This is a genomic window from Hallella mizrahii, assembly GCF_009695775.1.
In the GTDB taxonomy this organism is placed as follows: Bacteria; Bacteroidota; Bacteroidia; order Bacteroidales; family Bacteroidaceae; genus Prevotella; species Prevotella mizrahii.
In genome coordinates, this window is sequence record NZ_VUNG01000035.1 from 1 (window position 1) to 13315 (window position 13315).

A 13315-nucleotide genomic window follows, 5' to 3' on the forward strand; every position below is an offset into this window, starting at 1 on the left:
ATCTGCGAAATATGCGTGGGAATATCCACGCTGAATATTTCTTTCCCACGCTGATTACGCAGATTACGCAGATCTATAGTGCATTCATGCACTACATAATAATATCTGATTAGAAAATCTGCGAGATTCGCGGAATCTGCGTGGGGAATATTCAAACATGTGGCACGGGGGGGATGATTACCGACAAGGGGGTTAGGGCGGGGATAACCCCCGCCCCTACGAACCCACCACTTCAAACGGATTTAGAAGCGGAGACAATTCCCCGCAATTCAGTGTCAAGGGTGACAATGTAGGGGCGGGGTTTATCCCCGCCCTAACCCCGCAAAACATATGATAGGGCCGATATAGTCGCCAATCTTGGGACTTGGGTGTCCCAATGACGAAAGCAGGAAGAGTCTTGTACTCTGTTGAGACAAGTCTACTTCAGCAATTTGTCGACTTTCTCAGCCACTTCCTTGCCGCTGGCCATGGCACGTACCACGAGGCTGGCACCAGAGGCGGCGTCACCGGCCACGAAGACGTTGGCAGGGAACTGTGGCTGTTGTGGACGGAGGAAGCCCATGGCGAGGAGCACCATCTCGGCCGGGATGATCTCCGGATCCTTGGCAGGCTTCATCAGCGGACGGCCGCCTTCGGGATTCGGCACCCATGTGATCTCCTGAACCTTCACGCCGGTGAGCTTGCCGTCCTTGCCGAGGAACTCCAGTGAGTTGATGTTCCAACGGCGCACGCAGCCCTCTTCGTGCGAAGACGTCGTCTTCAGCGTACGCGGCCAGTTGGGCCACGGGTTCTTAGGATCGTCGGGACCCACCGGCGGCTTTGGCATGATCTCGATCTGTGTCACGCTCTTGGCTCCCTGACGGTGAGCTGTGCCGATGCAGTCGGAACCGGTGTCACCACCACCGATGACGAGAACGTTCTTGCCTTTGGCGTTGACGAGCTCATCGCGGCTGAACTCCTGTCCGGCGAGCTTACGGTTTTGCTGTGAGAGCATCTCCAGTGCGAAGTACACGCCCTTGAGGTCGCGTCCGGGAATCTTCAGGTCGCGGGCTGTCGGCGTGCCGGTGGCGACGACCACAGCGTCGTAGTCTGCGCTGAGCTTGTCGATGGTCACCGTCTTGTCCTTGCCGAGCGTGGGGTCGTTCTGAATGTTGGCAGCGATCTCGCCTTTGTCGTCAGCGCTCTTCTTCTTACTGTCCACGAGTTTCACGCCAAACTCAAAGATGATGCCCTCTTCGCGCAGCAGGTTGAGACGGCGGTCGATGATCGACTTGATGAGCTTGAAGTTAGGAATGCCGTAGCGGAGCAGTCCGCCTGCATCCTCGCGTGCGTCGTAGACGGTCACCGTGTAGCCTTTTTGGTTGAGGCGTGTGGCGGCAGTCAGCCCGGCAGGTCCTGCACCGACGACAGCGACCTTCTTTCCGTTGCGCTCGGGTACGTGCGGCTTGACATAATCCTCGCCGAAGGCGTGCTCGATGATGGCGGCCTCGTCCTCGCGGTTGGTGGTCGGCTCGTGCTCCATGAGGTTGAGCACGCAGGCCTTTTCGCAGAGTGCCGGGCAGATGCGTCCGGTGAACTCCGGGAAGTCGTTGGTCTCGGTGAGCAGCTCGTATGCCAGCTGCCAGTCACCGCGGTAGAGGGCGTCGTTCCACTCTGGCGGTTTGTTGCCAAGGGGGCAAGCCCAGTGGCAGAAAGGTACGCCGCAGTCCATGCAGCGGCTTGCCTGCAGTCGGCGGTCATTACTGTTGAGTGTCTGCTCCACTTCGCCGAAATCGTGGATGCGGTCATGTATAGGGCGGTAGCCGGCTTCCTTGCGCTCCACCTCTAAAAATCCTCTTGGATTACCCATAATCTTAAAAGTATAGAAGTAAAAAGGTAAAAAGGTAAAAAAAGGAAATGTGAACTTGGAAGGATGCCTTCTTGTCGCTTGCTTTTGTTGACCTGATCACCTTTATGTTTTTACTTGTTGATTTACTTGTTTATTATCGGTATCTTGGGTAAAGGGTAAACCGTAAAGGGCTTTCTTGCCCTTTTACTTTTTTACCCTTTTACTTTTTTTACCCTTTTACCTTTTAATAGTCTCTCTGCATGTCAGCGATCTTCTGCTGGAGCTTCTTGACCTGCTCTTCCTGCAGCACACGCTTGTACTCGATAGGCACAACCTGAATGAACTCCTCGACGTAGTGGTTCCATTCGTCGAGCATCGTGCGGGCGAGCTTCGAGCCGGTGTAGAGATAGTGCTGGCGGATGAGCTCATGGAGCTCCTTGCGGTAAGTGGTCTCCTCTACGAGGTTGATCTCCACCATGTCCATGTTGCAGAAGTAGTCGAAGTTGTGGTTCTTGTCCCAGACGTAAGCCACGCCACCACTCATACCAGCGGCGAAGTTGCGGCCGGTAGGACCGAGGACGACGACGCGTCCGCCTGTCATGTACTCGCAGCAGTGGTCACCGGCACCCTCCACGACGGCGATGGCTCCCGAGTTGCGCACGGCGAAGCGCTCACCGACCTGACCGTTGATATACAGCTCGCCTGAGGTGGCACCATACAATCCGGTGTTGCCGGCGATGATGTTGTCCTCGGCTTCGAAGTTGCTGCGGATCGGGGGCAGGATAGAGATGCGTCCACCGGAGAGACCCTTGCCGAAGTAGTCGTTGGTCTCGCCCTCGAGTTTGAAGCTCACGCCGTGAACGAGGAACGCACCGAAGCTCTGACCGGCAGAGCCCTTGAACTTGATGTTGATCGTGTCGTCGGGCAGGCCTTCCTCGCCGTATTTCGTAGCGATGAGGCCGCTGAGCATGGTGCCTACAGCACGGTTGGTGTTGCGGATGGCGTAGTCGAGGTTGATCTCCTCTTTCTTCTCGATGGCGTTTTGTGCGCTGGCGATGATCTGCTGATCCAGAAGATCGTGGATCTCGTGATCCTGCAGCTTGGTGCAGTAGAGCGAGGTGTCGCCGGTCTCGCGGTGGAGCAGGTTGGAGAAGTCGAGGCTCTTCCATTTAGCCACCGTCTCCTCGTTGACATTGGCCTCCTCGGCCTTGATGTCACGCGGCACGATGAGCTCGGTGTGACCGACAATCTCGTTGAGTGAGGTATAGCCCATCTCGGCGAGGTATTCACGTACCTCCTGAGCGATGAACTTCATATAGTTGACCACGTTGTGGTAGCTGCCTCGGAAGTGTGCGCGCAGTTTCGGATCCTGCGTAGCCACGCCCATGGGGCAGGTGTTCTGCGAGCACTTGCGCATCATCACACAGCCCAAGGTGATCAGCGCGGAAGTACCGAAGCCAAACTCCTCAGCACCGAGCAGTGCCATGAGGATGACGTCGAGACCAGTCTTCAGCTGGCCGTCAACTTGCAGGCGGGCCAGTGAGCGCAGTCCGTTGCGGACGAGTGTCTGCTGTGTTTCGGCGATGCCGATTTCGGGCGAGATGCCGGCGAAGCGCATACTGCTGGCAGGGCTGGCACCTGTACCGCCTTCAGCGCCGGAGATGACGACGAGGTCGGCCTTAGCCTTCACCACGCCGGCAGCGATGGTGCCCACGCCGCTCTCGGCGACGAGCTTCACGGAGATGGCAGCCTTCGGGTTGACATTCTTCAAGTCGAAGATGAGCTGCTTGAGGTCCTCGATGGAGTAGATGTCGTGATGAGGCGGTGGAGAGATGAGTGAGATGCCCGGAATGGAGTGGCGTGTCTTGGCGATGATCTCGTTGACCTTGTAGCCGGGCAGCTGTCCACCCTCACCAGGCTTGGCACCCTGCGCCACCTTGATCTGGATCTCCTCAGCGTTGACGAGGTATTCCGTGGTGACACCGAAGCGTCCGGAAGCCACCTGCTTGGTCTTACTGCTCAGGCTGATGCCGTCGACAGTGCCGGAATAGCGGTCGCGGTCCTCACCGCCCTCACCGGTGTTGCTGCGTGCACCGAGGGCGTTCATGGCCAGAGCCAGCGCCTCGTGAGCCTCCTTGCTCAGTGCACCGAAGCTCATGGCACCGGTGACGAAGTGCTTGACGATGCTCTCGACGGGCTCCACCTTATTGATATCTATCGGGTTGCGCTTGAAATCGAGGAAGTCGCGGACGAAGATCGGCTCCTTCTTGTGGTCGACGAGATTGGAGAATTTCTTGAAGAGCTCATAATTGCCCGTGCGCGTAGCGAGCTGCAGGGTAGCGATGGTCTCTGGGTTCCATGCGTGGTCGATACCATCCTTGCGCCAGTGGAACTGTCCGAGGTTCTTCAGTGGCAGTTCGATGTGGAGCGTCTCCTCCTCTTTCTCAGTGTTCACGGCAGCTCTGTGGAAGCGGAGCTGGTCGCGGGCGATGGTGTCGAGTCCGATGCCGCCGATGCTGCTCGTGTCGGTGCCGAAGTAAGCCTTCAGCAGTCCCTGTGACAGACCGATGGCCTCGAAGATCTGGGCACCACGGTAAGAACGGATGGTGGAGATACCCATCTTGGCCATGATCTTGAACAGGCCTTTCTTCACGGCCTTGATATAGTTGGCCTCGGCAGTGGGGTAGTTTTCCTGGATCTTGCCCTTCTTCACCAGGTCGTCGAGGACGGCGTAGGTCATGTAAGGACAGAGAGCTGAAGCACCGTAGCCCAAGAGCAGGGCTGCGTGCATCACTTCGCGGATCTCACCGCTCTCGACGATCAGCGCGGTCTGCACACGCTTGCCCACATTGATCAGGTAGTGGTGTACGGCACTCACGGCGAGGAGTGACGGGATGGCGATGTGCTTGTCGTCGATGTCGCGGTCCGAGAGGATGATATAGTTGTATCCGTCGTCAACACTCTGCTCGGCGTCGTGGCAGAGGCGGTCGATGGCCTCATGGAGACGTTCGCCGCCCATGGCAGGATCAGCGGGAGCCTCGAAGGTCATGCTGAGCTTGCGGGTGTTGAAGCCTTTATAGCGGATGTTGCAAAGAATGTCGAGCTGTGCGTTGGTCAGAATAGGGTGGGGCAGACGCACCATCTTGCAGTTGGTCTCATCAGGGTTGAGAATACCCGTGCCGACGCGTCCGATATACTCGGCCAGACTCATCACGAGGTTCTCACGGATGGAGTCGATGGCAGGGTTGGTGACCTGGGCGAACTGCTGGCGGAAGTAGTTGAAGAAGATCTGCGGCTTGGGAGAGAGCACGGCCAGCGGTGTGTCGTTGCCCATGGAAGCCGTAGGCTCCTGTCCCTTGGTGGACATGGGGATGAGCGTGTCCTTGATGTCTTCCTCGCCGAAACCAAATTCCACCTCTTTGGCATGGAGATGCTCTACGCTGTTGCTGACCTTACGGCCCGAGTGGATGTTCTCGAGCTGGATGCGGTTGGTGTTGAGCCACTGGCGATAAGGATGCTGAGAAGCGAGACGCTCCTTGATTTCTCCGTCGTAGTAGATCTTGCCCTCTTCGGTGTCGACGAGCAGGATCTTACCCGGCTGCAGGCGTCCTTTCTCGGCGATCTCGGTGGGGTCGAAGTCCATCACGCCGACCTCGGAGGCTACCACCATGGTGCCGTTCTTGGTGATCGTGTAGCGGGCCGGACGCAGACCGTTGCGGTCGAGCATACCTCCGGCGTAGCGGCCGTCGCTGAACATCAGAGCGGCAGGACCGTCCCACGGCTCCATCAGGATGGAATGATACTCATAGAAGGCTTTCAGATCCTCGCTGATCGGGTTCTTGTCGTTGAAACTCTCCGGAATCATCACCGACAGAGCATGTGGCAGACTCATTCCATTCATGACAAAGAACTCAAAGACGTTGTCCAGTGAAGCCGAGTCACTCATGTCGGGCTGAACGATCGGTGAGATGTCGCGGATGTCGCCAAGTGCTTCGGAAGAGAGCACGCTCTCACGTGCTTTCATCCACGAGCGGTTGCCACGGATGGTGTTGATCTCACCATTGTGGCAGAGCAGACGGAACGGCTGCGCCAGTGCCCATGTGGGGAAGGTGTTGGTAGAGAAGCGGGAGTGGACGAGTGCCAGACCGCTGGTGAAATAGTTGTTCGTCAGGTCGGGATAGTACTGGCGCAGCTGCAAGCTGGAGAGCATACCCTTGTAGACGATGGTCTTGCTCGAAAGCGAGCAGATATAGAAGTCCTTGTCGTGGACGCGGCGCTCGATCTTCTTTCTGATGATATACAGTATGCGTTCGAAGACAGGCACCTTGTCGTCGCTGACGCCGGTGATGAACACCTGCTTGACGTCAGGCTCCGACTCCAAAGCGGCCTCGCCTAAGCAGTCGGGGTTCGTAGGCACCGAGCGCAGATGCATGAGCTGCAATCCCTCGCGCTCGATCTCCTCGATCATGATGGAAAGAATGGATTGCTGACGTTTCTCATCTTTGGGCAAGAAAATCAATCCTGTACCGTACTTGCCCTTCTCCGGAACTGGTATACCCTGAAGCAATATAAACTCGTGGGGAATCTGCAGCAGGATGCCTGCACCGTCGCCTGTCTTTCCGTCAGCGCCCTCAGCGCCACGATGGCGCAAGTTCTCGAGCACTTTCAGGGCGTTGTCGACAAGCTGGTGCGACTTACCGCCGTGGATATTCACCACCATACCTACACCGCACGCATCGTGCTCATAGGCGCTGTTGTACAATCCATTTCTTTGCATTTGCTAACGTATTTGGTTATTTCACTTTCAAATTGACTACAAAATTACTAAAAAGACTTCTAAATGTAAGAATATACCTACAAAAGGGGATTACAAATTTCTTCTATAACGTTTCATGCTTACAGTTGTTGTGTATATAACAAATTATTTATACTAATTGTAAGCAAAGAAGGGCGAAATGCTTATAAAACGTCAAAATGTAAAACAAAGTACGTTTGTATATCTGCATGACGGTGGAATAAGCATTACTAAAGTTTACGGATCTTTTCATTTGATTGACTTATCATCGACACGTCAGCGAAACAAATTTAGAGTTACTTTGCAGTGTGGTCTTGAAAAGATCACGGTCAGAAGCCGGTCATTCCTATAAAAACAAAGGTACATACCTATATATAATATGGTGTAGGAGCAAAGAGCGACCGGTGGATGGCTTCACTCTAAAAACAGAAAGACGATGATTGGATTGTTTAATGAATGTTTTCCTCCCGTGATGGATGGTGTTTCGCTGACCGTGCAGGACTATGCCCAAAAGCTCCATCAGCAGGGTCATGAGGTCAGCGTGGTCACTCCTTATGAGCCCGGATTGCGCGCCGAGACGTATCCTTATGCTGTTTACAGCTATAAAAAAGTGGGTATTGATGGACCTTTCCATCAGTTTTTCTCTGTGTGCAGTGATGGACCTTCCCATATATAAAAAAGTGGGTATTGATGGACCTTTCCATCAGTTTTTCTCTGTGTGCAGTGATGGACCTTTCTATATATATATAAAAGTGGGTATTGATGAACCTTCCCATCAGTTTTTTGTGGGTAGTGATGGACCTTTCCATCAGTTTTTCTCTGTGTGCAGAGATGAACCTTTCTATATATAAAAAAGTGGGTGGTGCTGGACCTTTCCATCAGTTTTTTTTGTGGGTATTGATGGACCTTTCCATCAGTTTTTTGTGGGTATTGATGGATCTTTCCATATATAAAAAAGTGGGTAGTGATGGATTCGAACCACCGAAGGCAAGAGCCAGCAGATTTACAGTCTGCCCCATTTGGCCACTCTGGTAACTACCCATTGCTGGAAAGCGAGTGCAAAATTAATACTTTTTCGTGAGACAGCAAAGGCTTTGGAGAAGCTTTTTTGTTACTTTAACAGTAAATGTGACAAAGCAACTATTCACCGAATGCAGGCTAAAAGGCAGAAAATAAAAAGGTAATGCAGTAAAAAGCTTACTTCTAACTAATAACTACTTGCTAACTTCTTCATCGGTAGTGACATCATCCACCGTAGGGGCGGGGTTTATCCCCGCCCTAACCCTCGTGACAGTAATCATTCCACACCCCGTGCCACATGTTTTTTATATCTTTGCGGGGTTAGGGCGGGGATAAATCCCGCCCCTACGTTCTCACCGCCTGCCGCACCGTTAACGGGGTAATACCACCCTAGCGATGTGGATGCTATCCACCAAAAGGAATTCGCTTCTATATAACTAACCCTGTTATATCAACAACTTGTTATCGCCAAAGGGCGATATGGCAGCTGAATAGTTACTAATAAAACAAGTGTGCAGAGCCAACATTTGTCGCCCCTGCACACCATCTTCTATATATGCTTTACTCTATGGTCGATTACAGTTTCACTACGAGATACTTGCTGACGCTCCAGAAGCGGTTGGCGTCGTTGATATGCAACGTCGTGGTGCCGTTGCCGTTGTCGCGAAGCGTGTAGGAGTCAGACGGCATTTGTGTCATGATCTTCGGTTTTTTCGATTTCAGCACAACATCGTTGTAGTTGCGTATGTCCACCTTTGTGAATCCTGCGCTGGAGAGTTTGCTGACGTCGACTTTCTTCTTAGCCAGGAATCCGCCGGTGAGCAAACCTCTTGTCTTCAAGTCCTTTGACGTGCCGACAGTGACGAATGCCTCGTGGATAGCCTGATCTTGCTCGGCGATGGTCGTCTTTTGGCTTGCCACAGTCTGTCCGAGCTCGTTGTTGCTGGCCGTGAGGTCATTGACATTGGTGGTGAGCTTTTCGACATGCTCGTTGAGCGTGGCGATGTCAGCGTTTTTGCTGTCGAGTTCTGTTTTCAGTTCAGCGATGGTTTTGTCCTTTTCGTCGAGCTGAGCTTTATAATAAGCGATGAGTTTCTTCACGCGCTGTGAATAGCTGCTGTTCTGACCTTTGAGGCTCTTCTCAAGTTCGTTGATGCGGTTGCGCTGCCGGGTGACGAGCTGAGCCAAGCTGTTGAGCTGCTGGCGCAGGCGAGCCTTGTCGAGTTTTCCACCCTGTTCCTGTCCCATCTGCTTGATCTGTCCTTCCTGACCGCTGATGCTATCGAGACCGCTTGACATGATGTCGACGAAGTCGGTCATCGCCTTGATGTCCTCTTGGTGGAGGCTGTCAGCGGTAGCCAGAGAGTCGAGCTGTGATTGCAGCTGGGCATTCTTGTTGTTACCGTTGCAGGATCCCAATCCTATTGCTACGGTTGCCAAGGCGAAAGCCATGACAAGATGTTTTGTCTTCTTCATATTTTTTGTATTTAATGTGCGGTATTTTTTAGTTATCCGTCGCAAAGATAAGTGCTACAAGCACATTTGTGTACTTTTTCGTTCTTTTTTTTTAATACGTTAAGACAAATTGTTGCTTATTTGCGGAAATTTAATACAAATGTGGCCTCAACTCAATAGCCTTACCCTCAACCTCTCTCCAAAGGGAGAGGGGAGTAATTACCTTCAGGGAGAAATGATAAAGATGTATGATCAATGCTTGAAAAAGCTTGTTGTCTAATGAAATGTACATCTTCAATGGGAGGGGGCTTTTATTTCACACGGATCTCACAGATCCCTGCCTGAAGCAAAGAAACTGCTATCCGTTGGATTCTGCTATCTCCGTTTCGTTGCTTCCCTACCAGTTCGAGTCCATCAATCTGAAACAGAAATTAGAGAAGGAGGATAGGGCATGGAGCCAGAAGGGCTTTACCTTTGCTCCCGTGGAGGGGAAAGATACGGTGACGCAGCTCAACTGGGTGATGATGTTAGCCTTTGACGAAGGTAAGGCCATTATCGTCACAACAGACAATTACACCTTCCCAAAGAAGAGTGGACAATTTGATTATCTGTATATTAATGACGTGCCACTTCGCAGTGTGTGCTTCTTAAAATTTATCACGACGCTACAGGCTGCCACTTATATTACCTATAATAGGCGGACGCGCGAAATCATCAAGATGAGACTGGATCCTGAGTGGAACAAGACAGTGATTTTTAAGTAAGGTGCTGGCATAGCCCCAAACGCTGATGGGCTTGTGGCTAAACGGTATGTATCACATAGTCAGTCCGCTTCCGGGAGGTCCGTTTCCGGGAGGTCCACTGCCCTCAGTGGACAAACTTAGTTCCAACGCTTTTAGTCTTTTTCTTTTAACGCACCATCTACGATGTCATCAAGAATATTAACGAATATCGAGAATATATAGCCTTCCCCAATAATCTCTCTCCGAGGTATTCGGTTACAGACGTTAGCAGGGAAGAGAAAAATCATACCGATATTTTGGAAGTACGATTATAAATTACTATTTTTGCAATTAGTTATTCCGAAACAAGTAATTCTAAAAAGGTACAGATGGAATTCATCGACAGGGAACAAGAACAGAGCAGACTCATCGCGGCATTGTCATCCAACGCTCCTGCTTTTATCGTGCTTTATGGTCGAAGACGATTGGGTAAGTCAACACTCATACGCAAGGTGCTGAGTTCAAAGGATGTGTATTTCGAGGCAAGTCAGAGCGAGACAGCAACGCAAATAGACATGTTATCGAAAACCATAGCCATGGTCTATGAGGGTTTTGATGGCCCCATTTACCCCAGTTGGGAACAGATTATACTGGCTTTCAATCATAGATGTGAAGAGAATTCCACTCTTGTTCTTGATGAGTTTCCATATATGGTATATGAAGATACCTCGCTGCCATCCACTTTACAGCGTATTGTTGACCGACGTGTGATTGGTGGCGAGGGCCTTCGTTGCAACATCATCATTTGTGGTTCGTCACAGCGTATGATGCAAGGTCTCATCCAAGGTTCAGAACCTCTCTATGGCAGGGCGGATGAGGAATTCTGCCTCCGACCTATCAGGCTGCCACATTGGAGCAAGGCAATGCAAATGGATGCAAAGGCAGCGATAGAGGAATATAGTGTATGGGGTGGCGTACCGCAATATTGGAACCAAAGGGAGAAGTACGACTCCTTCGAGGATGCTGTGGAAGGGCTTGTATTGAATGAGCACGGGCTGCTTTACCATGAGCCATCGCGTCTCTTCCGCGATGATGCCCAAGACATAGCTCCCTATTCTTCTATCTTGACGGCCATAGGCAGTGGATGTCACAGATACTCTGATATTGCCAGTGCTGTTGGCAAGAGTACGGCCGAACTGTCCAAGCCCATCAAGAACCTCACAGAAATGGCGTTTATCCGCAAAGAAGTGCCCTTTGGTGAGAGTGAGAAGAAGACGAAGAAAACCCTCTATCAGATTGATGACCCGTTTATGGCATTCTATTATAAGTTTGTGGAACCTTATAAGTCTACGATTGCCATGGGTCGGACCAATATTGTAAAGCAAATGCTTGAACGGTCTTTCCATGACCATGTGGGCGGAATATGGGAGCGCATCTGCCAGATAGCTGTATCGGGAAATATTCTCTTCGGTCATGCTTGGAAAGTGGCGGGTCGCTGGTGGGGTAAGGCACCAGTGTATGAGGAAGGCAAGAAAACTCCTGTGAGGTATGAGGACTTGGAGTTTGATGTCGTGGCGGAAGACCAGAACGACAAGAACACCATTCTTGTAGGTGAATGTAAATGGAAGGGGGCCGACTATGCCGACCGGCTTCTTGAAAAGTTAAAGAAGAAGGTGAATGTGGCTCCTTTTGCACAAGGCAAGAAGGTGGTGTACGCCTTGTTCCTTCGTGAGCAGCCATTGTCTGATGCTGATTGTGACATTCTTCTTCCTGACGATGTCATTCTCCAGCTTCCTGAATGAACGCAACCATGCATGGCGATGGACTATTCTCGGTAGCAGAAGAGAACATGGATCCCTATGAGTATTGGAAGAACGGTTACCTCTATTTCGACGACCAGCCTTTGGAGGCCATCGCCAAGGCACAGAGCCGTTGGTACCGTGTGCAGTTCGTCTTTGAGAATCCGGCATTGGAGAAGAAACGTCTTCGCTTCTTCTGTCTGCGCAGCGAAGACCTGTCCCGTGCTTTGGAGTTGCTCAACCACTTCAGTGGCATTGAGGCCAAACAGCAGGCTGACGGGGTGCATATCAAGTAGTGCGATTGCGCTCGTTTCTCACTTGTACAGAGATAAACAAATGCCGAGAAGATAAGAATATCAAGCGTATAGAAGTACCTATACGCTTGATATTCTTATCTTGCGTCCCTTTCGTTATAATGCCCCCCTTGTTCGTCTCTCGTATTTTTTTTCCCATTACTCCCAACCCTTCTTCTCTTTGTAGAAGGGTTGGTGGTGAGGCCGCGGTTTTAATATGCTTCGCTTTCTTCGTCTTTGACCTCTTCTACCGTGAGCTTCTTGTGATCCATGGCGTGCCAGCAATAGGCGATGTAGGCCAAGACCAGTGGGATGAGGAGGGAGACGTAGAACATTGTCTTGAGCGTGAACAGACTACTGCTGCTGTTGGCGATGGTCAGCGAGCTCTGCAGGTCGGCGTTGGAGGGATAGTAAGCTGTTGCGTTCCAGCCTGCAATGAGGAAGAGAACGAGCACGACGAGTACCGTGCCGATGCCCGCCGGCCAGATGCCACGCGCATAGTCAGCCTTCAGCCATGTGCGGAGGATGCCGTAGAGCAGGGCTGCCACACCGAAGAGCAGCACTACGGCCAGCGGCCACATCGTCAGCAGGTTGGCGAGATATTTCCCCGCTGCCATGCTCACCACGCCAGTACTGCTGTCGTAGGCATAGCCGTCCTTGACAAGCAGGCGCACGAAAAAGGCAAGGAAGAAGACGAGAAATAATACAGTGTTGGGCAGCAACTTGCGGCGGCAGCGCTCGCGCAGCGTCGTCTCGTCGATATTGTTGCGCATGTAGAGCAGGCCAAGGATGCGGGCCAGGAAGAGCACGGCCACGCCGAGCACAACGTTCCACGGGTCGAGGAGTGCGTCGAGGCCGCACGAGGCATTGGCCCAGTGGCTGATGACGGGCTGCGAGAGTGCTGTGACATGGGCTTTGTCCACGATGAAGTTACTGCCGTCGAAGAAGGTGGCTACCGCACCGCCGAGGAGCAGCGGACCAACAATGCCGTTGATGATCAGACATACTTGGAAGGTGCGCGCGCCGAGGAAGTTGCCGAGTTTGTTTTGGAACTCGTAGCTCACAGCCTGGATGACAAACGAGAAGAGGATGATCATCCAAAGCCAGTAAGCTCCGCCAAAGCTCGTGCTGTAGAACAGCGGGAAGGCGGCAAAGAACGCTCCGCCGAAGGTGACGAGCGTGGTGAACGTAAACTCCCATTTACGGCCCGTGGAGTTGATGACCAGACGGCGCTCCTCGGGTGTCTTGCCCAGTTCAAAGATGAGGGTATTGGCTCCCTGCACAAAGAGCAGGAAGACAAGCAGGGCTCCCAACAGCGAGATCAGGAACCACCAATAGTGCTGAAGAAATGTATATGACATGGTGCTATGATTCTAAGATTGTCGTGAATGATATGAGTCTAA

The 13315-nt window shown here is 52.1% G+C and carries 8 protein-coding genes and 1 tRNA gene; 4 read left to right on the forward strand and 5 right to left on the reverse strand.

Annotated elements, in window-relative coordinates; translation table 11 throughout:
- Positions 1-418: 418 nt before the first annotated feature.
- Both FYJ73_RS11820 and gltB read right to left on the reverse strand, forming a co-directional pair.
- On the reverse strand, positions 419-1849 hold the full coding sequence (locus FYJ73_RS11820; protein ID WP_154534931.1) for a glutamate synthase subunit beta: 1431 nt from the start codon (positions 1847-1849) through the stop codon (positions 419-421).
- A gap of 223 nt (positions 1850-2072) precedes the next feature.
- On the reverse strand, positions 2073-6605 hold the full coding sequence (gene gltB, locus FYJ73_RS11825; RefSeq protein WP_154534932.1) for a glutamate synthase large subunit: 4533 nt from the start codon (positions 6603-6605) through the stop codon (positions 2073-2075).
- Positions 6606-7059: 454 nt separating this feature from the next.
- On the opposite strand from gltB, the gene FYJ73_RS15735 reads away from it, so the two are divergent.
- Positions 7060-7299: a hypothetical protein gene (locus FYJ73_RS15735; RefSeq protein WP_206081768.1), complete on the forward strand. Its 240-nt coding sequence runs from the start codon at positions 7060-7062 to the stop codon at positions 7297-7299.
- A 282-nt stretch (positions 7300-7581) separates the two neighbouring features.
- Here the strand turns inward: FYJ73_RS15735 and FYJ73_RS11835 are convergent.
- Both FYJ73_RS11835 and FYJ73_RS11840 read right to left on the reverse strand, forming a co-directional pair.
- Positions 7582-7664, reverse strand: a tRNA-Tyr gene (locus FYJ73_RS11835).
- Positions 7665-8219: 555 nt separating this feature from the next.
- A complete protein-coding gene (locus FYJ73_RS11840; protein WP_154534933.1) occupies positions 8220-9119 on the reverse strand; it encodes a Cbp1 family collagen-binding glycoprotein adhesin in 900 nt (299 codons plus the stop codon).
- Positions 9120-9463: 344 nt separating this feature from the next.
- On the opposite strand from FYJ73_RS11840, the gene FYJ73_RS11845 reads away from it, so the two are divergent.
- The 3 genes from FYJ73_RS11845 (at position 9464) to FYJ73_RS11855 (ending at position 11915) form a co-directional block, all read left to right on the forward strand.
- On the forward strand, positions 9464-9862 hold the full coding sequence (locus FYJ73_RS11845; protein WP_154534934.1) for a hypothetical protein: 399 nt from the start codon (positions 9464-9466) through the stop codon (positions 9860-9862).
- 347 nt (positions 9863-10209) lie between these two features.
- Positions 10210-11622 (forward strand): ATP-binding protein, encoded by a 1413-nt coding sequence (locus tag FYJ73_RS11850; RefSeq protein WP_154534935.1) that lies wholly within the window; start codon positions 10210-10212, stop codon positions 11620-11622.
- Positions 11619-11915, forward strand: a complete 297-nt coding sequence (locus tag FYJ73_RS11855; RefSeq protein ID WP_154534936.1) for a FecR domain-containing protein — start codon at positions 11619-11621, stop codon at positions 11913-11915. Before FYJ73_RS11850 ends, FYJ73_RS11855 begins: the two co-directional genes overlap by 4 nt.
- 209 nt (positions 11916-12124) lie before the next feature.
- Here FYJ73_RS11855 and cydB read toward each other — a convergent pair whose 3' ends face one another.
- Positions 12125-13273, reverse strand: coding sequence for a cytochrome d ubiquinol oxidase subunit II (gene cydB, locus FYJ73_RS11860; RefSeq protein WP_154534937.1), 1149 nt, complete (start codon positions 13271-13273; stop codon positions 12125-12127).
- Positions 13274-13315: the final 42 nt, after the last annotated feature.

What these genes read in the sequence shown, in the direction of transcription:
- FYJ73_RS11820 (WP_154534931.1), bottom strand. Translation starts at nt 1,849, where the DNA reads ATGGGTAATCCAAGAGGATTTTTAGAGGTGGAGCGCAAGGAAGCCGGC.
- gltB (WP_154534932.1), bottom strand. Translation starts at nt 6,605, where the DNA reads ATGCAAAGAAATGGATTGTACAACAGCGCCTATGAGCACGATGCGTGC.
- FYJ73_RS15735 (WP_206081768.1), top strand. Translation starts at nt 7,060, where the DNA reads ATGATTGGATTGTTTAATGAATGTTTTCCTCCCGTGATGGATGGTGTT.
- FYJ73_RS11840 (WP_154534933.1), bottom strand. Translation starts at nt 9,119, where the DNA reads ATGAAGAAGACAAAACATCTTGTCATGGCTTTCGCCTTGGCAACCGTA.
- FYJ73_RS11850 (WP_154534935.1), top strand. Translation starts at nt 10,210, where the DNA reads ATGGAATTCATCGACAGGGAACAAGAACAGAGCAGACTCATCGCGGCA.
- FYJ73_RS11855 (WP_154534936.1), top strand. Translation starts at nt 11,619, where the DNA reads ATGAACGCAACCATGCATGGCGATGGACTATTCTCGGTAGCAGAAGAG.
- cydB (WP_154534937.1), bottom strand. Translation starts at nt 13,273, where the DNA reads ATGTCATATACATTTCTTCAGCACTATTGGTGGTTCCTGATCTCGCTG.